18 protein-coding genes and 1 riboswitch are annotated in these 22252 nt (G+C 72.8%); of the genes, 9 read left to right on the top strand and 9 right to left on the bottom strand.

Features of this window, described 5'->3' with window-relative positions; genetic code table 11:
• Positions 1-45 precede the first annotated feature (45 nt).
• Positions 46-3699 (bottom strand): hypothetical protein, encoded by a 3654-nt coding sequence (locus tag AB0G28_RS12245; protein ID WP_361086880.1) that lies wholly within the window; start codon positions 3697-3699, stop codon positions 46-48.
• 84 nt (positions 3700-3783) lie between these two features.
• On the opposite strand from AB0G28_RS12245, the gene AB0G28_RS12240 reads away from it, so the two are divergent.
• The gene (locus tag AB0G28_RS12240; protein ID WP_361086902.1) at positions 3784-4377 is read left to right on the top strand and encodes a response regulator transcription factor; all 594 of its coding nucleotides are present in this window, start codon (positions 3784-3786) and stop codon (positions 4375-4377) included.
• A gap of 122 nt (positions 4378-4499) precedes the next feature.
• Entirely contained in the window at positions 4500-6482 is a 1983-nt protein-coding gene (locus tag AB0G28_RS12235) for a S53 family peptidase (RefSeq protein ID WP_361086877.1), read from the top strand.
• A gap of 64 nt (positions 6483-6546) precedes the next feature.
• Here the strand turns inward: AB0G28_RS12235 and AB0G28_RS12230 are convergent, their stop codons facing one another.
• Genes AB0G28_RS12230 through AB0G28_RS12215 form a run of 4 tightly spaced genes read right to left on the bottom strand, consistent with a single transcriptional unit; the run spans position 6547 to position 10043 of the window.
• Complete coding sequence (locus AB0G28_RS12230) at positions 6547-8034, bottom strand: precorrin-2 C(20)-methyltransferase (protein WP_361086874.1); 1488 nt, start codon at positions 8032-8034, stop codon at positions 6547-6549.
• Positions 8031-8654 (bottom strand): precorrin-8X methylmutase, encoded by a 624-nt coding sequence (locus AB0G28_RS12225; protein WP_361086871.1) that lies wholly within the window; start codon positions 8652-8654, stop codon positions 8031-8033. Before AB0G28_RS12225 ends, AB0G28_RS12230 begins: the two co-directional genes overlap by 4 nt.
• Positions 8651-9724: a precorrin-3B synthase gene (locus AB0G28_RS12220; RefSeq protein ID WP_361086868.1), complete on the bottom strand. Its 1074-nt coding sequence runs from the start codon at positions 9722-9724 to the stop codon at positions 8651-8653. The genes AB0G28_RS12225 and AB0G28_RS12220 overlap by 4 nt, the downstream gene beginning before the upstream one ends.
• 4 nt (positions 9725-9728) lie before the next feature.
• On the bottom strand, positions 9729-10043 hold the full coding sequence (locus AB0G28_RS12215) for a DUF6191 domain-containing protein (protein WP_361086865.1): 315 nt from the start codon (positions 10041-10043) through the stop codon (positions 9729-9731).
• 108 nt (positions 10044-10151) lie between these two features.
• Between AB0G28_RS12215 and AB0G28_RS12210 the strand changes: the two genes are divergently transcribed.
• Genes AB0G28_RS12210 through AB0G28_RS12200 form a run of 3 tightly spaced genes read left to right on the top strand, consistent with a single transcriptional unit; the run spans position 10152 to position 12156 of the window.
• Complete coding sequence (locus AB0G28_RS12210) at positions 10152-11078, top strand: ABC transporter ATP-binding protein (RefSeq protein WP_361086862.1); 927 nt, start codon at positions 10152-10154, stop codon at positions 11076-11078.
• The gene (locus AB0G28_RS12205; RefSeq protein WP_361086859.1) at positions 11075-11920 is read left to right on the top strand and encodes an ABC transporter permease; all 846 of its coding nucleotides are present in this window, start codon (positions 11075-11077) and stop codon (positions 11918-11920) included. The genes AB0G28_RS12210 and AB0G28_RS12205 overlap by 4 nt, the downstream gene beginning before the upstream one ends.
• A gap of 2 nt (positions 11921-11922) precedes the next feature.
• Complete coding sequence (locus tag AB0G28_RS12200; protein ID WP_043784651.1) at positions 11923-12156, top strand: helix-turn-helix transcriptional regulator; 234 nt, start codon at positions 11923-11925, stop codon at positions 12154-12156.
• A gap of 43 nt (positions 12157-12199) precedes the next feature.
• Here AB0G28_RS12200 and AB0G28_RS12195 read toward each other — a convergent pair whose 3' ends face one another.
• On the bottom strand, positions 12200-12571 hold the full coding sequence (locus AB0G28_RS12195; protein WP_361086856.1) for a hypothetical protein: 372 nt from the start codon (positions 12569-12571) through the stop codon (positions 12200-12202).
• Between the two features lie 114 nt (positions 12572-12685).
• Positions 12686-13411 (bottom strand): hypothetical protein, encoded by a 726-nt coding sequence (locus AB0G28_RS12190; protein WP_361086853.1) that lies wholly within the window; start codon positions 13409-13411, stop codon positions 12686-12688.
• Positions 13412-13497: 86 nt separating this feature from the next.
• Positions 13498-13565: riboswitch (cobalamin riboswitch) on the top strand.
• 49 nt (positions 13566-13614) lie between these two features.
• Here AB0G28_RS12190 and cobN point away from each other — a divergent pair.
• The 3 genes from cobN (at position 13615) to AB0G28_RS12175 (ending at position 19110) form a co-directional block, all read left to right on the top strand.
• Complete coding sequence (cobN, locus tag AB0G28_RS12185) at positions 13615-17181, top strand: cobaltochelatase subunit CobN (RefSeq protein ID WP_361086850.1); 3567 nt, start codon at positions 13615-13617, stop codon at positions 17179-17181.
• 36 nt (positions 17182-17217) lie between these two features.
• Positions 17218-17643: a hypothetical protein gene (locus tag AB0G28_RS12180; RefSeq protein WP_361086848.1), complete on the top strand. Its 426-nt coding sequence runs from the start codon at positions 17218-17220 to the stop codon at positions 17641-17643.
• A gap of 261 nt (positions 17644-17904) precedes the next feature.
• Positions 17905-19110 (top strand): chitinase, encoded by a 1206-nt coding sequence (locus tag AB0G28_RS12175; RefSeq protein ID WP_361086845.1) that lies wholly within the window; start codon positions 17905-17907, stop codon positions 19108-19110.
• A gap of 13 nt (positions 19111-19123) precedes the next feature.
• Here AB0G28_RS12175 and AB0G28_RS12170 read toward each other — a convergent pair whose 3' ends face one another.
• On the bottom strand, positions 19124-20215 hold the full coding sequence (locus AB0G28_RS12170; protein WP_361086842.1) for a dihydrofolate reductase family protein: 1092 nt from the start codon (positions 20213-20215) through the stop codon (positions 19124-19126).
• A gap of 85 nt (positions 20216-20300) precedes the next feature.
• Here AB0G28_RS12170 and AB0G28_RS12165 point away from each other — a divergent pair, with 85 nt between their 5' ends.
• The gene (locus tag AB0G28_RS12165) at positions 20301-20552 is read left to right on the top strand and encodes a hypothetical protein (protein WP_361086839.1); all 252 of its coding nucleotides are present in this window, start codon (positions 20301-20303) and stop codon (positions 20550-20552) included.
• A gap of 3 nt (positions 20553-20555) precedes the next feature.
• Here the strand turns inward: AB0G28_RS12165 and AB0G28_RS12160 are convergent, their stop codons facing one another.
• Positions 20556-21788: an aldehyde dehydrogenase family protein gene (locus tag AB0G28_RS12160; RefSeq protein ID WP_361086836.1), complete on the bottom strand. Its 1233-nt coding sequence runs from the start codon at positions 21786-21788 to the stop codon at positions 20556-20558.
• Positions 21789-22252 lie beyond the last annotated feature (464 nt).

Genomic DNA, 22252 nt, shown 5'->3' with positions numbered 1-22252 from the left:
GTTCGGTGCGTCTGACGCACCGAACGCCACATTCGGGCGTTTGGGTCAGGGGCACGGCGGGGTGTAGGGCACTCCCGGGAAGTAGGTCCCCCACTCCGCCGGCGTGATCTTCGGGTCCGCCAGCCCGCAGATCTGCCGGGCCACCCGTTCCGGGTCCAGTTCCAGCAACCGGATGGTGCCCGCGCCGATCGCGACGCGCCGGCCGTCGGGGAGCAGGACGATCGTGTAAGCCGAGTCGGGGAAGCCGCCGAATGCCGTTGTCTGGATCGGGTGGGCGGGGTCCGACACGTCCCACAACCGCATCGAACGGTCGTAACCGGCCGTCGCGATCAGGGTTCCCGACGGCCCGATCGACACCGCCCCCACCGTGTCCGTGTGCCCGGTCAGCGAAGACAGCAGACGGGGCGCACCCGAGACGTCCCACAGGTACGCGTTCGTGTCCGTGCTCCCGCCCACGAGGAACCGGCCGTCGCGGCTCAACGCGAGCGACAGGAACGCGCCGGTTCCGGCCCTCAGCGTGGTCGTGAGACGAGGGTGCAGCCGGTCCGTGACGTCCCAGCGCGTCACCGCCGGTGTGGCGCCGCCGCGGCCCGCGTACAACGTGCCGCCGTCCGGGGTGAACTTCAGCGACCACACCGTGCCGTCCGGGCTGGGCAGTGTCACGGGGGCGGCGATGCGGGACGGGTCCGAGACGTCCCACAGCTGGATCGGCCCGTCGTCGTAGCCCGTCGCCAGCACCCGGCCGTCCGGGCTGAACGCCAGCGAGTAGGCCGGCCTGGTCGTCGTCCGCGCCACCAGCCGCGGCCGGTCCGGCCGCGTGACGTCCCAGCGTTCGAGGACTCCGCCCGCGTCGGTCAACGCCGCGAGCGCGACGCTGCGGCCGTCGTGGCCGGCGACGATCGCGGTGACCTCCCCCGGCACGCCGGGCAGCCGGGCGGCGAGCCGGGGCGGGCCGTCGGGCGGCACCGTCCACAGCTGCGGTCCCTTGCCGGTGGTGATCATCAGCCGCCCGCTGTCGTCGAACCGGACGCAGCAGCCGCCCCGGGCGGCGAGGTCGAGCAGCGCCAGGTCCTGCAGCCGCAACGTCCGGTCGGCGGACGCCGTCAGCAGCATCCCGTCCGCGAAACCGAGCCATGTCACGGAGTTCGTGTGGCCGGCGAGAGTGATGAGCGGGGCCGGCGCGGCCGGGTCCGAGACGTCGAACAGCCGCGCCGCCGGGTCGCCCGCGGCGGCGAGCGTGCGGCCGTCCGGGCTGAACGCGACCACCCAGACGATCCCGGTGCCGGGCAGCGTCGCCAACGGCCGGGGCGCGCTCGGGGTGGAGACGTCCCAGAGCCGCACGGTCGTGTCCCAGCTGGTCGTCGCGAGCAGCCGCCCGTCCGGGCTGAACGCCGAGGCGTTGACCAGCCCGGTGTGGCCGGTCAGCTCGGCCAGCCGCCGCGGCCGGGCCGGGTCGGCGACGTCCCACAGCACCTCGGTCTTGGCCGAGGTGCCCGTGGCGAGCACGCGGCCGTCGCCGCGGAACGTCGCCCGCTGCAGGTCCGGGCCGAGCGTCGAGACGGTCTTCGGCCGCGCCGGATCGGTGACGTCGGTGAGCCGGACCGTGCCGTCGTCCGCGCCGGTGGCCAGCAGCCGCCCGTCCGGGCTGAACTCCGCGGTGTTCAGCTTGCGCCGCTGGGGTTCGGTCAGTCCCCGCGCCACCGGCGCGCGCGGGTCGCTGAGGTCCCACAGCCGGAACGCGGAGTCCGCGGTGCCGGTGGCGAGCGTCCGCCCGTCCGGGCTGAACGCGACCGGGTTGCGGACGGGCTCCGGGAGCTTCGCGAGCAGGACGGGCTGCCGCGTTCCGCGCAGCGACCACACCTGCACCTTCCCGAGGTCCGAGCCCGTGGCCAGCAGCCGCCCGTCGCCGCTGACCGCGGCCCCGCCGTCGAAGCCGATGCCCTCCGGCGCGAGGCTCAGCCGCCCGGCGAACGGCGAACCCAGCGTGCCGAGCAGGCCGTCCCGTGCCTCCCGGACGGGCGCGAGCCGGTACGCGGCCAGGCTGAGCTGGACCGACAGCGCGGGATTGGTCTGCCGCAGGTCCGCCGCGTCACCGACGGCTTTCCGCGCGAGCGCGACGTTCCGCTGGTCGGTCGCCGTGCGCGAGGCGTCGATCGCGAAGCCGGTCGCGACGCCCGCCAGGATCAGCAGCACGCCGAGGAGCGCGGCGAGCTGGCGCAGGCGCCGCGTCCGGCGCCGGACCGCGTCCGCCTCGGCGGTCTCCTGCGCCCGGCCCGCGTCGAGGAAAGCCTGCTCACGCGCGGTCAGTGCGTCCGGGGAACGGGCCGCCCACTCGGCCGCGAGGCCGAGCCGGGTGCCGCGGTAGAGGCTGCCGGCGTCGCGGTCCAGCGATTCCCACAGGTCCGTGGCCTCGGCGAGCTGGCGGTGCAGCCGGTGGCCTTCGCGGTCCTCGGCGAGCCAGTCCTGCAGTCGCGGCCAGCTGCGGATCAGGGCTTCGTGGGCGATCTCGGCGCCGTCGTGGTCCAGGGAAACCAGCCGGGCGGCGGCGAGCCGTTCGAGCACTTCGGTGGTCGCCGGGTCGTCGTCGAGCTCGCGACGGCGCAGCCGCCGCTTCGTGTCTTCGGTGCCTTCGCCGAGCGCGGTCAGCCGGAGGAAGATCTGCCGGACCTTCGCCTGTTGTCCGGGCGCCAGTTCGCCGTAGACGGCGTCGGCGGTGTGCGCGATCGCGTTCCGGATCCCGCCGGCGGCCTCGTACGCGGCGAGGGTGAGCGTGATGCCCTGCCGTCGCCGCCAGGTCTCCAGCAGCGCGTGCGACACGAGCGGCAGCACCGCGGGACGGCCGGCCGCGTCGGCGACGAGCGTCGTGACCAGCGCGGATTCGACCTGGCACCCGTGCCGGACGGCCGGCTCGACGATCGCCGTCCGCAGCTCTTCCGCGGTCATCGGCCCGACCAGGATCTGCGCGTCCCGCAGGGCGTCGACGAGCTCGGCGTGCCGCCCGCAGTGCCCGTAGAAGTCGGCGCGGACGCCGAGCACGACCTGGCTGCCGTGCTCGTCGGCGGCCCTGGCCAGCAGGGCGCCGATGAACGCGGCGCGCTCGGCGTCGTCGCGGCAGAGGGTGAAGACCTCCTCGAACTGGTCGACGACCAGCAGCCGCCCGGTTTCGGCGAGGGCGTCCGCGCACTGGCTCAGCGGGTGCTCGCCCGGGGTGCGCACCCGCGCCGCGCGCTCGCCGGCCAGCCCGGCCCGCAGCAGCGACGACTTCCCGGAGCCGGACGCGCCGAACACGCCGACGAACCGGCGTTCGCTCAGCTTCGCGGTCAGCTCGCCGACCAGCTTCTCGCGCCCGAAGAACCGGTCGGCGTCGGCAGGCTGGAACGCGGCCAGCCCGAGGTACGGCGTCTGGGCCTCCGGGCCCGGCGTGCTCTCGGCCGCCAGCCGTGCGGCGGCTTCCCGCCAGCGCGTCTCCCACTTCTCGACGTCGCCGCCGCACGCGCCGACGTACGCCGTGGTGAGCGCGAGGCCCGGGAGCTTGCGGCCGCCCGCGGCCTCGGACAGCGCGGCGGCCGAGTAGCCGGCGCGGGCGGCGAGGGTCCGGTAGGTCGGGCCACCGGCCTCGTCCCGCAGCTGCCGGAGCCCGGCGGCGAACTCGACGACGAGGTCGTCACCCGGCCCCAGCGGCCGTTCCTTTCTCGCCACCCCGGCCCCCGTTCGTGTCATGGTCATTGTTCACCGGATCCGGCCCGACACTGGACAAGATTCCTGCGTTAGAACCGCCGGGTGATGACGCAACCGCTCAAGGTCGTCGCCGCCGGCGTGCCGGCGGTGCCCGCGCCCGCCGACGGTATCGAGGTGATCGGCTCGGTGCCGCCCGAGCCCGGTGCGGTCCTGCGTGCCCTTTCGGCCGCCCGGCCGGACGTGCTCCTCCTCCGGCCCGCCGACCGGGCCGGGCTCTCGGTGATCGGGCGGGCGGGCCGCACGCCGGTGCTCGTGCTCACCGCGCCCGACGCCGGCGAGCTGGTGATCGCGGCGATGCGGGCCGGCGCGCGCGGGCTGCTGCACGACGACATCGGCCCGGCCGACCTGGCCCGCGCGATCCGGGTGGTCGCCGGCGGCGCCGCGGTGTTCGGCGAGGACGCCGCCGACCGGCTGTACGCCCGGCTCACCGGGCCGGCGCCGTCGCTGCCCGGCCTGACCGCCCGCGAGCGCGAGGTGTTCGGCCTGCTCGCCGAGGACCTGGGCAACCTCGCGATCGCCGCGCGGCTGAACCTCGCGCCGAAGACCGTGCGCAACCTCGTCTGCGCCGTCCTGGCGAAGTTCGGTACCGCCGATCGGGCGTTCGTGGGCGCCCGGGCGCGGGAAGCCGGTCTACCCTGAGTGGACCAAATCGAGGCCGGCATCGACTCGATCACAAAACTGGTCAGTTCCCTTTTCCGGAACTATTTTTCCCTCGCGCCCCGCCGACGTCGCCGGGGCGGCTCTCCCGAGGAGGACCAGCCATGCGCACACCCGCATTCCGGCTGCTCACACTGGCCGCGACGGCCGTGACCACCGCCGGTCTCCTGATCGGGGCCTCCGCGGCCTCGGCGAGCGACCGGACCCCGTTGCCGGGCAGCGTCCCGGCCTGGGCGAAATCGTCCGCCCGCACCGGAGAAGCGAATGCGACGGACAATGTCGCATTCCGCGTTTATCTCGGCTGGACCGGCGACGCCGCCGCAGTGGCGAGCCGCGTTTCGACGCCGGGCTCCGCCGACTACGGCAGGTTCCTGACGGCGGCGCAGTTCCGGCAGCGGTTCGCGCCTTCGCCGAGCGACGTGAGCTCCGTGCAGCAGTGGCTGCGCAAGGCCGGCTTCGACGTCGGCTACACCCCGGGCAACCGCCGGTTCGTGCAGGCCGAGGGCACGGTCGCGCAGGCCGCGGCCGCGTTCGGCACCACCTTCGGCGAGTTCGCGGTCGGTGGCAAGACGCTCCGCGCCCCCGAGAAGGACCTTTCGCTGCCCGCCGGCCTCCCCGCGAGCGTCAGCGCGGTGGTCGGGCTCGACGAGTCGTTCGCGCTGCTCCAGCCGTCGTCGGCCCCGGCCGCGACGCCGTCGCCCGCCTTCGTCAACGCCCCGCCGTGCTCCGCCTACTACGGCGAGAAGACCACCGCGACGACGCTGACCCCGGACGGCGTCAAGGTGCCCGACGCCTACGGCCACCCGAACCCGTGGGCACCGTGCGGTTACACGCCTTCGCAGCTGCGGAGCGCATACGGCGTCCAACAGGCCATCGCGGGCGGCACCGACGGCACGGGCCAGACCGTGGCGATCATCGACGCCTACGCGTCGCCGACCATCGTGTCGGACGTCAACACCTACTCGCGGCTGCACGGGCTGCCGCAGCTGTCCGGGAACCAGTTCCGCCAGGTCGTGCCGCCGGGTGTGTACAACCGGCCGCAGAACCCGAAGCAGGACCCGCAGGGCTGGTACGGCGAGGAGACCCTCGACGTCGAGGCGGTGCACAGCATCGCGCCGGGCGCGAACATCGTCTACGTCGGCGCGCCGAACAACTACCAGGACCTCGACGCGGCGATGAACCACGTCGTCGACCAGCACCTGGCTTCGATCGTGACGAACTCCTACGGCTTCTCGACCGAGCTGCTGCCGACCGGCTACGTCAAGCCGTTCAACGACACGCTCATCGAGGCCGCGGCGACCGGCATCGGCGTCTACTTCTCGAGCGGGGACAACGCCGACGAGACCGACGGCGTCGCCGCGAACTTCCCGAAGGCGACGCCGGACTGGCCCGCCGTCAGCCCGTGGGTGACCGCGGTCGGCGGCACCTCGCTGGGCGTCGGCGCGGGCGGCGAGTACCTGTTCGAGACCGGCTGGGAGACCGGGCGATCGACGTTGACCAATGGCGCCTGGGTGCCCACGCCGCCGGGTGAGTTCTTCGGTGGCGCGGGTGGCGGCACGAGCCGGCTGTTCGCCCAGCCCGCGTACCAGGCGGGCGTGGTCCCGAGCTCGATCGCGACGGCGAACGGCGCGCGGCCGCAGCCGATGCGCGCGGTGCCGGACGTGGCCGCGCTGGCCGATCCGAACACGGGCTTCCTGGTCGGGCAGACGCAGGCGTTCCCGGACGGCACGGCGAAGTACAGCGAGTACCGCATCGGCGGGACGAGCCTGGCGTCGCCGCTGTTCGCCGCGTTCGTCGCGCTGGCGCAGCAGCAGGCGGGCCGCGAGTTCGGCTTCGCGAACCCGCTGCTGTACGCGAAGGCGGGCACCTCGGCGTTCCACGACGTCCGGCAGCCGCCGTCGCCGATGGCGGTCGCCCGGGTGAACTACAACAACTCGGTGGACGCCTCGGCCGGGTACTCGGCGGCGAGCCTGCGTTCCCTGGACGCCGACGCCGTCCTGACGATCCACGTCCGGAACGGCTACGACGACGTCACGGGCATCGGCTCACCGAACGGCCCGGCGTTCCTGACCGCCCTCGGTCAGTAACGGCCGGAGTCCGTGAAGGCCTCCTTCCCGGCCATAAGAGCCGGGAAGGAGGCCTTCACGGCTTTCAGTAGCTGCGTGGGGTCCAGACGATGCCGTTCTCCGCGCGGGTGCGGGACGAGCCCACGATCAGCAGGCAGCGCATGTCCACTGTGGACGGATCGAGGTCCCCTAGCGTGGTGATCCGGATGTCCTCCTCCGGCCCGCCGACGTCCCGCGCGACCACCACCGGGGTGGCCGGGGCGCGGTGGCGGAGCAACACGGAACGGGCGTCGGCGAGCTGCGTCGTCCGGGATCGTGAAGCCGGGTTGTACAGCGCCAGCACCAGGTCGGCCGCGCCCGCCGCTTCCAGGCGTTTCTCGATGATTTCCCACGGCTTCAGGCGATCGGACAGGGAGAGCACGCAGTAGTCGTGGCCGAGCGGCGCGCCGACGCGGGACGCCGCCGCCTGGGCTGCCGTCACGCCCGGGACGATCCGGACCCGGACGCCCGCGCCGTGGCCCGCGGCGACCTGCTCCAGGACCGCCGACGCCATCGCGAACACGCCCGGGTCGCCCGAGGACACCACCGCGACCCGGCCGCCGGAAGCAGCCAGGGACAGTGCCTCGCGAGCGCGGTCCGCCTCGACGCGGTTGCCCGACGCGTGCCGCTGCTGCCCGGCTTTCTGTGGCACGCGCGCGACATACGGCCCGTAGCCGACGATGTGCTCGGCCGCGTCCAGCTCCGCCGCGGCCTCCGGCGTCAACCACTCCGGACCCGCAGGCCCGAGACCGACGACGACGACTTCGCCGCCGTCCGAAGCGGCCGCAGGCGGCGCGGAAGGAGCTTGCCGCGACGCGTAGGCCGGCGATGGCAGCAACGCCAGCGAGAAGTACGGGACGGTCGAAGGGTCGACCTCACCCAGGGGCTCGATCCGCTGCTGTCCCCAGGTCGCGCGCTCGACGTAGACGGCGTCGTCGAGTTTTCCCGCCTCTTCCAGGGCTTCCCGGACGGACGAGAACGTCCGCCCGAGCTTCAGCACGGCCGCCGCGTCGGTGTCCGCGAGGCGGCGGGCCAGTTCCGGCGCGGGCAGTGTGCCCGGGAGCACGGTCAGCACCTCGTCGCGTTGCACCAGCGGCCGGCCGAGCACCGCGGACGCCGCGCTCACCGACGTCACCCCGGGCACGACGACCGCCTCGAACCGGCCGGCGAGCCGTTCGTGCATGTACATGTACGAGCCGTAGAAGAACGGGTCGCCTTCGCAGAGCAGGACGACGTCGCGGCCCGCGTCGAGGTGCTCGGCCAGCCGCTTCGCGCTCAGCTCGTAGAAGTCGGCGATCGCGCCCTCGTAGCCGCCCGGGTGATCGGTCGTCTCCGTGGTGACCGGATAGACGAGCTTTTCCTCGAGCTGCCCCTCGCGCAGGTACGGCTCGGCGACCGACCGCGCGATGCTGCGGCCGTGGCGCGCGCAGTGGTACGCGATGACCTGCGCCTCGGAGATCAGCCGGGCCGCCTTCACCGTCATCAGTTCCGGGTCGCCGGGGCCGAGCCCGACGCCGTAGAGCGTGCCGGTCATTCTTCGGCGCTCGCGAGTGCGTTGATCGCCGCGACGGCCATGGCGCTGCCGCCCCGCCGCCCGTGGACGACCAGGTACGGTGCCGGGGCCCGCTTCGCGAGCTCCACTTTGGACTCTGCCGCGCCGACGAACCCGACAGGGACGCCGATGATCGCCGCGGGCGCGCCGGCGCCTTCCTCGAGGATTTCCAGCAGGCGGAACAGCGCGGTCGGCGCGTTGCCGATCGCCACGACCGAGCCGGGCAGCTTGTCGCGCCACAGTTCCAGGGCCGCGGCCGAGCGCGTGGTGCCCATCCGTTCGGCGAGCCCGGGCACACTGGGGTCCGACAGCGTGCAGAGGACCTCGTTGTTCGCGGGCAGGCGGCACCGGGTGACGCCGCTGGCGATCATCCGCGCATCGCACAGGATCGGCGCACCGGCTTCCAGGGCGGCCCGGCCGGACTCGACGACGTCGAGCGTGTAGCGCAGGTCGTCGACCAGATCGACCATGCCGCAGGCGTGGATCATCCGGACCGCGAGGCCCGCCACGTCGTCGGGCAGGATCGCCAGGTCCGCCTCCTCGCGGATCGTGGCGAACGAGTGCCGGTAGATCTCGGCACCGTCCCGCAGGTAGTCGATCACAGGTTCCCTTCCATCTCGTCGAGCGGCACCCAGCGGCCGTCGATGCGGTAGCCCCCCGCTTCGGCGACAATGTCCACATGGGACTGCGACGGCTTCCCGCACCGCCGTTCGCAGCCCGAGAAGTGCGCGCGCAGGCCCGGCCGGAACACCGCGTCGGCCCGGACGTCGGCGCGCGACTTCGCGCAGCCCGGACGGCCGATGCACGCGGTGGTGCCCAGCGGTTCGCCCCCGAAGCCGAGCCGCTCGAAGACGTCGGCGGGCACGTCCGGCAGGACCACCGACTTCCACGGCGTGACCAGCGCCGGGCCGAACTCGGCCAGGGCTCGCGCCTGCGCCGCGGACAGCTGCCCGAAGCGCGGCACGACACCGGCCGCGAGGCCGCCGTCCCGTTCGATCAGCCCCGCGGGGACCTCGACCGGCGCCCGCGGCACCGGGGTCCCGCGCCAAGCCGGGTCGTCGAGTTCCGCGACCCGCCAGGCGGACCCGCGCACCCGGCAGAACTCGAGCGCGACGTCGACCAGCGTCGAGACGGCGTCGGCGCGCGGCACCCGCCGTCCCGTGTCACCGCCCGCGAGCAGCAGCGTCCCCGTCCCGGCATCGAGAGCACGCCAGCAGACGTCGGGGCCCTCGCCGGCGACGTCGCCGCGTCCGTCGTCGAAGGCGAAGAGGAACCGGCCGGGCAGCGACGCCAGCTCCGGCGTCGAACACAGGACGCCGTCGAGCGCGGCGGCGAGGCTCCGGACGTCGGCGAGGCCGCCGCGCAGCCCGCTCAGCGGCGAGGCCAGGACGTTCCGGACCCGCTCGTGCGACGGCGACGGCAGCAGGCCGGCGTCGGTGAGCCGGGCGGCGAGGCCGGGCCGGGTGACGCCGCGCAACTGGACGTTGCCGCGCGAGGTGAGGTGGAGGTCGCCGTCGCCGCAGGCTTCGGCCGCGTCGGCCAGCGCGCGCAGCTGCACTGCGGAAATCGTGCCGCCGGGCAGCCGCACCCGCGCGAGTGGGCCGTCGGCGGCGTCGTGGGGTGCGAAAACACCAGGGCACGCGTCGGCTCGCACACGCGCTCGGGTCGGCATGAGGTCACTGTAGCTGGCGGTTTTCCGGCTCCCGCGGCTCCGGACGCGGCCGGATCCGGGCGATTCCGGCGTCCAGGTCCACGTCACGCCAGGGTGGCGCGCCTTCGGCGTCCTGCTCGACGAGCATCGACATCGTTTCCCGGTGTTCCAGCTCACGCCGCTTGGTGCCGTACAGGAACGCGGTGGTCTCTTCGATGTAGGTCGCGGACAGCCGCGCCTTGAAGCGCGAGCCGTTCTTGCGCGGCCGCAGCTCGATCGCGGCCATGACCAGCAGGATCACCACGCCGCCCGGAAGGGCCAGCCCCAGCCAAGTTCCCATGCCCGGCGAACCGGGTGACCGCGGGTCAAGTTCCCGGAGCTGTAGAACTCTGATCGAATGTAGTATGTGTGCTACATTCAATCGCATCAGTCAGATGGGGGTGACGCGATGAGAGACCCGGCGGTTCCCGCGGTCCGCGTGCGCGGGCTGCGGATGCGCTACGGCACGAACGACGTGCTCCACGGCGTCGATTTCGAGGCGTACCGCGGCGAGGTCGTCTGCCTGCTCGGGCCGAACGGCGCGGGCAAGACGACGACGATCGAGATCCTCGAGGGCTTCCGGATGCGGTCGGAGGGCGAGGTCAGCGTGCTGGGCGTCGACCCGGCCCAGGGCGGCGAGGACTGGCGGGCACGGCTGGGGGTCGTGCTCCAGTCCTGGCGCGACCACGGCAAGTGGCGCGTCCGCGAGCTGCTCGCGCACCTCGGCCGGTACTACGCGCCGTACTCGACGCCGGAGCGCCCACGGCCGTGGGACACCGACGAGCTGATCGCGGCGGTCGGGCTCACCGAGCACGCGGGCAAGAAGCTCAAGCAGCTCTCCGGCGGCCAGCGGCGGCGGCTCGACGTCGCGATCGGCATCGTCGGCCGTCCCGAGCTGCTGTTCCTCGACGAGCCGACCGCGGGTTTCGACCCCGAGGCGCGGCGGGAGTTCCACGACCTGGTGCACCGCCTGTCCGACGAGCTGGACACGACGATCCTGCTGACCACGCACGACCTCGACGAGGCCGAGAAGCTGGCCGACCGGATCCTCATCCTCAACGGCGGCCGGATCGTCGCCGACGGCTCGGCCGACCAGCTCAGCCGGCAGGTCTCCGGCGAGGCCGAGATCCGCTGGAGCGTCGGCGGCCAGCGCTTCGTGCACCTGACGACCGAAGCGACGAAGTACGTGTACGACCTGTTCAAGCAGCACGGAGACGCCGTCGCGGACCTCGAGGTCCGGCGGGCGTCGCTGGAGGACACCTACATGACGCTGGTGCACCGGGCGGAGACCGGCGGCGAGACGGAGCTCGGCCTCCAGGAAGCGGGTGCGCGATGAACGCCGTCCCCTTGCGCGCCGGGCTGGCCCGCGGCTGGATCGAGTTCAAGCAGACGTGGACCAACCTCGACGACGTGGTGGGCCAGGTCGTCTTCGTGCTGCTCTTCCTCGGTACGTTGTTCTTCATGCGCAACGCCACGCTGCCCGGCACGTCGTTCTCGCTCGGCGCGGCGACCGTGCCCGGCGTGCTCGGCGCCGGCATCGTGTTCAACGGCCTGACCGGCGCGGCGGGCTACCTCGCCGTCGACCGCGAGGACGGCACCCTGCTGCGGGCGAAGGCGACCCCGAACGGGATGCTCGGGTACCTGGTCGGGAAGACGACGGCGCTGTCGCTGGCCCAGCTGACGTCCCTGGCCGCGGTCCTGGTCCCGTGCGTGCTGGCCTTCTCCGGGCTGGCACCCGACGGCGTCTGGTCGTACCTGCACCTGCTCGGGGTGCTGCTGCTCGGCATGGCCGCGACGATGCCGATCGGCGCGGCACTGGGGTCGCTGACCAACAGCGCCCGGTCGATCGGGCTGATCACCCTGCCGGTCATGGGCATGGGCGCGATCTCGGGGATCTTCTACCCGGTCACGGCCCTGCCGGGGTGGGTGCAGGACATCGCGCAGGTGTTCCCGATGTACTGGCTCGGCCTCGGCATGCGGTCGGCACTGCTGCCGGACAGCGCGGTCGTCGTCGAGATCGGCCAGTCGTGGCGGCCGCTGCCGACACTGGCGGTGCTGCTGGCGTGGGCGGTGCTCGGCTTCGCGGTGGCGCCGATCCTGCTCCGCCGCATGGCGCGGCGCGAGGCGGGCTCGTCGGTGGCGCAGCGGCGGCAGAAGGCCATGCAGCGTGTGGGGTAGTGATGAGTGAGGTCGTCTACAACCGGATCGCGATGCTGCGCGCGGAGCGGTCGATCTCGCGGCGCCAGCTGGCGGAGGCCCTCGGGGTGCACTACCAGACGATCGGCTACCTGGAGCGCGGCGAGTACAGCCCGTCGCTGTACCTGGCCCTGCGGATCGCGGAGTTCTTCGAGGTGTCCGTGGAAGTGCTGTTCTCCACGAAGCCCTTCCCCCGCCTGGGCGAGCGGTCCGCGTGAACCGGTCTGCGGGGTCGTGACGGCACGACCCCGCAGCGGTTCGTCAGTTCGGGGTGCAGGGCTGTTCGGTGGCCTCGTGCACCGATCCGCTCGCGGAGGCGCGGATGCACAGGTCCCGGGTGTTGGGGTGGGTCCGGCCGAACATCTGGGTGCCCCGGTCGGACACCGTCACCCGGGTCTGCGTCGCCGCGCTGGGCACCCAGAAGGTGGACTTCTGGGCGGCCGCCACCTGGTCGCAGTCGTGGGCGAGCTGCCTGCCCTGCGCGTCCGTCGCGGTGTAACACGACGTCATGACGAAGGCGGACCGGTTGCTGAAGAGGACGAAATGGTTCGCCGCCATCGCGGCCGGCGCCGCGGTCAGTGTCGCGCCGGCGACGAGGGCGATCGCGGTCAAGGTACGCGCGGTGTTGCGCATCGGGCATTCCTTTCATCACCAATGGATCGGTAATGAAGACCCTAAGAACTGGTTTGCCCGAAATCTCCGGTTTCCGGCGATCGCGGAACCTTCTTCGGGAGTTCTCGGGACGGCCTACGGCTTCCGCAGATCGGCCGCGGCCAGCGCTTCGACGACGTCGGCGCGCCGCGTCTCGCGGACCGTCCGGTTGAGTTCGACGTGCAGGAACGGCGTTCCGCCGGTGGCCTGGCTCTGGACGTTCGTCGTCCCGGCCAGGCCCCGGCAGGGCTCGGCCCAGGCCCGGCGGACGCGGAACCCGGCGGCTTCCAGGCGGTCCGCGGCCCGGCGGGCCGCGTCGCCGGCCTCGGCGGCCCCGGCCGAGAGGACGACGTCGGCCGCGGGCAGGGTCCGGTCCTTGAAGCCGTGCAGCTGGACCTGCGGCAGGCCGCGCCGGGCCAGCAGCGCGCTGACGACGTGGAAGACGGTCCGCGTGTCGTGCGCGGGGTCCTCCCGGCGGCGGTGCGCACCGGCGACGGCCAGCACGGCGCCGGGCACCCGCCGGAAGAGCGCCAGGCCGATCAGGTCGGTCCGCAGGTCGGACGAGGGGTGCGGCACCTCGACGACCAGGGAGGGCGGCGCGGACCGGTCGATCGCGTAGAGCCCCCAGGCGCGCTCGGTGCCGGGTTCCTGGACGAGCACCTCGCCTTCGACGGAAAACCCCAGCTCATCGAGGCCATGCGGAGCCCGGTCGAGGAACGCGGCGAAGCCGGTTCCGGCGATTTCGAGCTCGGCCGCCGTGGGGTGGCGGTACGGCTGGCGGGTCGACTGCGCGGCGGTGAAGCTCCGGAGAAGGGATTCCAAGCCGCCAGGTTACCCGGGGCAACGTCACCTTGACGCGCCTCGACCGGCACCGGAGAGTGAGTGCGTCACCCACGCGTCGGCAGGTGGAGGAACCCGGTGGAAGTCCGGGGCGGTCCCGCCACTGTGACCGGAGAGATCCGGCAGCCAGGAACTCCGGCCGGCGCGCCCGTCTACCCGGGGCGCGGACCCCGAGGAGGAACCTCGTGATCCTGCTTCTGTCCACTTCGGACACCGACCTGCTGAGCGCCCGCTCCGGCGAGCGCGAGTACCGGCTCGGCAACCCGTCGCGGCTCGACGTCGCCGAGCTGCCGGCGTTGCTCGACGGCGTGAAGATCGTGGTCGCCCGCATCCTCGGCACGCCGCGGACCTGGCAGGAAGGCCTCGACACGCTCCGGGCGTCCGGCGCGCACGTCGTCGTCCTCGGTGGGGAGCAGACGCCGGACGCCGAGCTGATGAAGCTCTCGACCGTCCCGGCCGGCATCGCCGCCGAAGCCCACGCGTACCTCGCGCAGGGCGGCCCGGCGAACCTCACCCAGCTGCACCGGTTCCTGTCCGACACCCTGCTGCTGACCGGCGACGGCTTCGAGCCGCCCGCCGAGCAGCCCACGTGGGGTGTCCTCGAGCGTCCTGCCCCGACCTCCGACGGCCCGCGCATCGGCATCCTGTACTACCGCGCGCACCACCTGTCCGGGAACACGGCGTTCGTGCACGCCCTCGCCGACGAGATCGAAGCCGCGGGCGGGCGCGCGTTGCCGATCTACTGTGCTTCGCTGCGTACGCGCGAGCCGGAGATGATGGCCGAGCTGGCTTCCGTGGACGCCCTGCTGGTGACGGTGCTCGCGGCGGGCGGCACGCGGCCGTCCGAGGTGGGCGCCGGGGGTGACGACGAGGCATGGGACGTCGCCGAGATGGCCGCGCTCGACGTCCCGATCCTGCAGGCGCTGTGCCTGACCAGCGACCGCGAGACGTGGGCGGCGAACGACGACGGCCTGTCGCCGCTCGACGCCGGGAACCAGATGGCCGTGCCGGAGTTCGACGGACGGCTGATCACGGTGCCGTTCTCGTTCAAGGAACTCGACGAGGACGGTCTCCCCCGGTACGTGCCGGACGCCGAGCGCGCGTCCCGCGTCGCTCGCATCGCGCTGGCGCACGCCCGGCTGCGGCACACGCCTCCTTCGCAACGTCGTATCGCGCTGATGCTGTCCGCGTACCCGACGAAGCACTCTCGCGTCGGCAACGCGGTCGGGCTGGACACGCCCGCGTCGGCGATCGAGCTGCTGCGGCGGATGCGCGCGCAGGGCTACGACCTGGGACCGGACGCGTTCCCGGGCGTCGACCCGACCGGCACCGGCCAGCCCGACGGTGACGCGCTCATCCACGCGCTGATCGCCGCCGGCGGCCAGGACCCGGAGTGGCTGACCGAGGAACAGCTGGCCGGGAACCCGATCCGCGTGCCCGCCGCGCGGTACCGGGCGTGGTTCGACGCGCTGCCCGCGGAGCTGCGTTCGGCGGTGGAGGAGCACTGGGGTCCGGCGCCGGGCGAGCTGTACGTCGACAACGGCGACATCGTGCTGGCGTCCCTGCGGAGCGGCAACGTGATCATCATGATCCAGCCGCCGCGCGGGTTCGGCGAGAACCCCGTCGCGATCTACCACAACCCGGACCTGCCGCCGAGCCACCACTACCTGGCCGCCTACCGGTGGCTGGAGGAGGAGTTCGGCGCGCACGCCGTCGTCCACCTGGGCAAGCACGGCTCCCTGGAGTGGCTGCCCGGCAAGACCGCGGGGCTTTCCGCGTCATGCGCGCCGGACGCCGTGCTCGGGAACCTGCCGCTGGTGTACCCGTTCCTGATCAACGACCCGGGCGAGGGCGCGCAGGCGAAGCGGCGGGCGCACGCGACGATCGTCGACCACCTGATCCCGCCGATGGCGCGCGCGGAGTCGTACGGCGACATGGCGCGGCTGGAGCAGCTGCTCGACGAGCACGCGAACATCGCGGCGATGGACCCGGCGAAGCTGCCGGCGATCCGCGCGCAGATCTGGACGCTGATCCAGGCGGCGAAGCTGGACCACGACCTCGGCGTCGAGGAACGGCCGCACGACGCGGAGTTCGACGACTTCCTGCTGCACATCGACGGCTGGCTCTGCGAGGTCAAGGACGCGCAGATCCGCGACGGGCTGCACGTCCTGGGCGCGGCGCCGGCCGGCGAAGCACGCGTCAACCTGGTGCTGGCGATGCTGCGCGCGTCCCAGATGTGGGGCGGCAAGCAGGGTGCGGTGCCGGGCCTGCGGTCGGCGCTGGGGCTCAAGGAGAACGCGCCGACGTCCGAAGTGGACGCTGTCGAGCAGACCGCGCGTTCGCTGGTCGAAGCGATGGAAGCGCGCTCGTGGGACGTCGACGCGGTCGCCTCGATCGCCCCGGACGCCCAGGTGGCGCGGGTGCTTTCGTTCGCGGCCACGGAAATCGTCCCCCGGCTCGCGGGGACGTCCGCCGAACTCGACGCCGTGCTGCACGCGCTGGACGGCGGGTACATCCCGGCCGGACCGAGCGGGTCGCCGCTGCGCGGGCTGGTCAACGTGCTGCCGACCGGGCGGAACTTCTACACCGTCGACCCGAAGGCGATCCCGAGCCGGCTCGCCTGGGAAACCGGGCAGGCCCTCGCCGATTCGCTGCTGCGCCGCTACCGCGAGGACACCGGCGACTGGCCTCGCTCGGTGGGCCTGTCGGTGTGGGGCACGTCGGCGATGCGGACGTCCGGCGACGACGCGGCGGAAGTCCTGGCACTGCTGGGCGTCCAACCGGTGTGGGACGAAGCTTCGCGGCGCGTCACGGGCATCGAAGCGATCCCGCTCGCGGAACTGGGCCGGCCCCGGATCGACGTGACGGTCCGGATCAGCGGGTTCTTCCGCGACGCGTTCCCGCACGTGATCACCCTTCTCGATGATGCGGTGCGGCTGGTGGCCTCGCTGGACGAACCGGACTCGGAGAACTTCGTCCGGGCGCACGCTTCCGCGGACCTGGCTTCGCACGGCGACGCCCGGCGCGCGACGACGCGGATCTTCGGCTCGAAGCCGGGCGCGTACGGCGCGGGCCTGCTGCCGTTGATGGACAGCGGGAACTGGCGCGACGACAAGGATCTCGCTGAGGTGTACGCGGTCTGGGGCGGCTTCGCGTACGGCCGCGACCTGGACGGCCGCCCGGCGCGCGAGGACATGGAGAATTCGTACAAGCGCATCGTGGTGGCGGCGAAGAACACGGACACGCGCGAGCACGACATCGCCGACTCGGACGACTACTTCCAGTACCACGGCGGGATGATCGCGACCGTGCGGGCGCTGACGGGCGCGGCTCCGGCGTCCTACGTGGGCGACAGCACCTCGCCGGACGCGGTCCGCACGCGCACGCTGGGCGAGGAGACGGCCCGGGTGTTCCGGGCGCGCGTGGTCAACCCGCGCTGGCTGGCGGCGATGCGCCGCCACGGCTACAAGGGCGCGTTCGAGCTGGCGGCCACGGTGGACTACCTGTTCGGCTTCGACGCGACAGCCGGCGTGGTCGGCGACTGGATGTACGAGAAGCTGACCGAGTCGTACGTGCTGGACGAGGTGAACCAGGAGTTCCTGCGGCAGGCGAACCCGTGGGCGTTGCGCGGGATCGTGGAGCGCTTGAACGAGGCGGCGGACCGCGGGCTGTGGGCGGAACCGGACCCGGCGCTGCTGGAGAAAATGCGCGAGGTGTACCTCTCCCTGGAGGGCGATCTCGAGTCGGAGTGACGCTACGCTTCGTCCCCACCGAGGAAGGACGAAGACTTGAAGAAGGTTCTCGGCGTGGCCGCCGCGGCACTGTTCTCCGTGCTCACGTTCGCGGCGCCCGCCTCCGCCGCCGAGCACACGAAGCACCTGCACACCGGCGACGCCTTCGGCGACGTGACCGGATGGAGCGGCGAAGGCGTCTTCACCGAAGAAGGCGACCGGGTCCACATCTGCGACACCGACGCCGACGGCCGCGGCGTGATCATCTACGTCTACAAGGGCACGCCGGCCACCGGCACCCTCCGCTACAGCATGCACGTCGGCGGCAACGGCAAGTGCGTCACCAAGAGCGCGGCCGACGGCGGCGGCTACGACCTGCCGGAGTCCCGCGTCGGCTTCAAGTTCTGCCGGTACTGGAAGGAAGCCGACGGCTACCACGACGGCGAGTGCAAGGACTACGACTTCCTGAACGACAACAGCTGAGCCGAAGCCCCGGGCACCCGGGGCCCGCGCGGGGGCGCCCCCCGTTTTCCACTCTACCCGGGGGCACCGACAAAACCGGCCGTCGAGGGCGGCCGGGCACGCTCGCCGATGCCCGGTCGGCCCGCGCCCGGTGGACAAATATCGGATATTCCGGCGCTTTTCACCCACGGCTGCGGCTTTCCCGACCTTGGTGGGCTTGACTTCATTAATGGTCTAGTCCAATGATCTGTCCCACCTCGAATCCCCACGGGAGGACAGCTCATGCGCAGGAGCAGACTGGCCGCCATCGGGCTCGCCGTCGCCACTTCCGCCGCCACCGCCGTCAGCCTCGTGCTCGGCGCGCCCTCGGCGACCGCGGCGTTGAGCAACAACTGGTACGCCGCGGCGCCGTACCTGATGCCCCAGAGCAACAACCCACCCGATCCGGTGACCGTCATGAACGCGACCGGGCTCAAGGCGTTCCAGCTGGCGTTCATCCTCGCGCCGAACGGCGGCGGGTGCAGCCCGACCTGGGACGGCACCTCGGCGGTCTCCTCCGACACCGCCGTCGCGGGCGTGATCTCGCGGATCCGCGGCGCGGGCGGCGACGTCTCGGTGTCCGTCGGCGGCTACGGCGGCACGAAGCTCGGCCAGACCTGCGGCACGGTGGCCGCGACGGCCGCCGCCTACCAGCAGGTCGTCACCAAATACTCGCTCAAGGCGATCGACTTCGACCTCGAGGAACCCGAGTACGAGAACACCGCGGCCATCGCGAACGAGCTCGGCGCCGCGAAGACGTTGCAGGCCAACAACCCCGGCCTGTTCGTGTCGGTGACCATGCCGGGCACCGCGGCCGGCACCGGCTGGTTCGGCACGCAGCTGCTCGACCAGGCGAAGTCGATCGGCTTCACCCCGAACAACTTCTCGATCATGCCCTTCGACGGCGGCTTCAACGGCGGTTCGTCGCAGGTGTCGGCGCTGGAGGCGTTCCACGGCCTGCTGATGTCGCACCTGGGCTGGGACAGCGCCACGGCGTACTCGCACGAGGGCTTCTCCGGCATGAACGGCAAGTCGGACGCGGCGGAGATGTTCTCCACCTCGGACTTCCAGACGGTGTACGACTACGCGACCAGCCACGGCCTCGGCCGGTTCACGTTCTGGTCGGTCAACCGGGACCGCGCCTGCGTCGGCACGACCGACAACGGCGTGTGCAGCAACGTCCCGCAGAACGACTGGGACTTCACGAAGTTCAGCGTCCGCTTCGCGGGGGCGACACCGCCGCAGACGACGCCGCCGGTGACGACGACCCCGACCACGCCGGGCGGCGGCTCCTGCACCGCGGCGGAGTGGGACCGGACGAAGGTCTACGTCAAGGACGACGTCGTCTCGCACAACAGCCACAAGTGGACGGCGAAGTGGTGGACGCAGGGCGAAGAGCCCGGAACCACCGGCGAATGGGGCGTCTGGGTGGACAACGGCGCCTGTTAGCCGCTCGGAAGTCTCAGAAGTCGAGGTGGGTGTTCTCGCGCTGGACCTCCGGGGTCAGCGCGGGCACCTCGACGACGTGCCGCCCGGCCTGCCGCAGCAGCTCGGTGCCCTGGGCGTCGACGAACACCGCCGGCTCCCGCCAGGCGAACACGACCCGCGGGATGCCGGCGTCGAGGATGAGCTGAGTGCAGCTTCGTGGGTGCGAACTCCGGTGGCTGCACGGCTCCAGCGAGCTGTACATGGTCGCCCCGGCCAGGCGCGGGTCGCCGGCGCACTTGGCGAGCGCGGCTTCTTCGGCGTGGTTCAGCGGATCGCCCTCGCCGGAATGCCCGGTCGCGACGACCTCGCCGTCGGCGTCGGTGATCACGGCCCCGACCCGGAAGGTGTGGCTGGGCGGGCATTCGGCGGCGAGCGCGATCGCTTCGCGTAGCCGCCGGACGTCCCGGCCGGACGGCTCCTCGGCCGCGCGGTACTCGAGGATCGCCATCCCCTGGAGTTCCGTCGCGCCGGTGAGGACCAGCGGCCGCGGATAGCGCCCGGGGCCGACGAACCGCGGCGCGTCCGGCTGCCCGACGAAGAACGGCGCGATCGCCAGGCGCAGCTCGTCGGCCAGGCCTTCGGTGAGGAACCGCGTGTGGATTCCCCCGCCGCCTTCGACCAGCAGCTTGCTGACGCCACGCGCCCCGAGGTCGTCGAGGATGCGACCGAAGTCGGGCGGGTCCCCGGCGTCGACGACGGTGGCGACGTGGTTCAAGGCGTCCGCGGCGCCGGGCGGCGCGTAGACGATCTTTTCGGTGTCCCCGACGGTGAAGAACTGCGCGTCCGGATCGAGGCCGCGGGTGGTCACGGTGACCTTGACGGGCTGCTCGGGCTTGCCCTGCTCCAGCCGTTGCCGCCGCAGCTCGGGCGACCGCACGAGCAGCCGCGGGTTGTCGGCGCGGACGGTGCCGGCCCCGACGAAGATCGCGTCCGCCTCGGCCCGCAACCGGTCGACGACGGCGAAGTCGTCCTCAGTGGACAGTACGAGCCGCTCGGGCGAGGTGTCGTCGAGGTAGCCGTCGAGCGACTGCGCGGCGGACAGCAGGACGTGCGGCCGGGAGATCACCCGCCCCAGTATGCCGTAACACCTTCGGTGATCCTCGCGTCCTACGACGTATCCCTGTGATCCCCATCCCCCGGAGTTGCGGAACATGACCACGCGAGGCTGGTACAAGGAACGGACGCTCACCACGGTCGACACCGTCGGCCGGGAGGTGCCGGTGACGACCGGGCTCACCCGCGACCCCGAAGGCCGCCTGGTCGCGGCGATCGCCATCAGCGACGGGCCGACCGCGATCTACCGCTACTCCGGGGACACCAGCGACCGGACCGAGCTGCTCGTCAACGCCGCGGACACCGTCAAAGAGCTCCGCAGGCTCGCGGACGTCCCGCCCGCTCCCTGAGGTTCAGGCCGGCAGGACGGCGTACTGGCGGACGTAGAGGTCCGTGTACGTCACCGGCCCGCGCGGACCGGGGACCTTGTCCAGGTTGATGCCGGTCTCCGGGACCGCGAGCAGCTTGAAGCCGTCGAGGAGGCGGGTCGGCGCGTTCCAGAAGACACCCGTGCCGGTGTAGCCGTCGAAGAAGGCGTCGGCGGCCGCCTCGTCTTCGGTGGCGATGCCCGCGGCGAGGCCCGAGGTGCGCTCGTTGGCGATCTCGACGGCGTCGGCGAGCGCGCCGACCTTGGCGACGGTGACGGTCGCCTCCCGGTCGGAGTCCAGCGCCCACTCGTAGCCGATGGGGTGCTCGTGCGGCGCCAGCGAAGGCGTGACGCCTCGCTCGGCGAGCGCCTCGGAGATCGCCGGCCAGGCTTCGTCGTGGATGTCCTCGTGGATGAGGAGCAGGTTCAGCCGGTTGCAGACGCCCAGACGGTCGAGGCTGGCGTAGACGAGGTCACGGGCCTTGGTGACGTCCGCGCCGCGGTCGACGTAGAGGACCCCGCCGCCGTCGGCGTGGGCGAGCGTGCGCACGCCGTGGACGGCCGCCTCGGTGGCGAGCGCCCGGGTGCTGTCACCGCTGCCGCGCAGGATCACCAGCGGCACCAGGTCCGGCAGCCGCACCAGCGCGGACGCCGCCTCGCGCTCGACCCGCGGCACCAGCTGGACGCAGTCGGCGTCGATGCCCGCCTCCGCGAGCGCCGGCGCGATGACGACCTCACGCAGCCGCTGAGCCGAGCCGAGCGCGGCCGAGCCGGTGCGCAGGACGCCGGCGTTGCGCGACTTGACCAGCTGCGACGCCACGTCGACGGTCACGTTCGGCCGCGCCTCGTAGTTCGCGCCGATGACGCCGACGGGCCGCCGCCGCTCGACGAGCCGCAGCCCGCCGTCCAGCGTGGACACCTCGACCGACCGCTCCTGGTGCGGCGCGCCGGCGAGCAGCCGCAGCTGCTCGGCCATCCCGGTCAGCCGCTCCGGGGTGATGGTGAGCCGGTCGAGCAGGCCGGCGCTCATGCCTTCGCCCTTCGCGCGCTCGACGTCGGCCTGGTTGGCCTCGAGGATCTCCTCGCGGTGCGCGAGCAGCCGCTCGGCCATCCCGGTCAGCGCGGCATCGACGGCCTCGGTGGTGGCGGCGGCGAGCGACGGCGCGGCCAGCTTCGCCGCCCGTGCGCACTCCTCCACGGCCTTGGCGACCTCGTCCATCGTTCGTCTCCCTCCGCGCGACCAGCGAGAGACCAGTTTGCCGCATGCGCGCGGCCCGGTGACCGGCACCCGGCCGCTTACGCGGCTGGGGCCGCTCGCCGCTCCCGCGGCAGGACCACTCGGCCGGCTCACGCGGCAAAGCCGCCCAGGCCGCACACGGCAGCGGGGTCGCCCGCCGCCCACGCGGCAAAGCCACTCAGGCCGCTCACGCGGCAGAGCAACTCGGCCGGCTCACGCGGCAGAGCAACTCGGCCGCTGCCGCAGCAGAACCACCCAGGCCGCTCACGGCAGCGGAGTTGCCCGCCCGCTCCCACGGCAGGGCTACTCGGCTGCTCCCGCGGCAGAGCCACCCAGACCGCTCACGCGGCAGGACCGCTCGGCCGCCCGCGGGACAGAGCCACTCGGCCGCTCACGCGGCAGAGCCACTCGGCCGCTGCCGCGGCAGAGCCACTCGGCCGCTGCCG

It is taken from the genome of Amycolatopsis sp. NPDC021455 (genome assembly GCF_040640995.1).
In the GTDB taxonomy this organism is placed as follows: Bacteria; Actinomycetota; Actinomycetes; order Mycobacteriales; family Pseudonocardiaceae; genus Amycolatopsis.
Note: the sequence above shows the minus strand (reverse complement) of the source record. Positions and strands in the feature narration are given on the sequence as shown.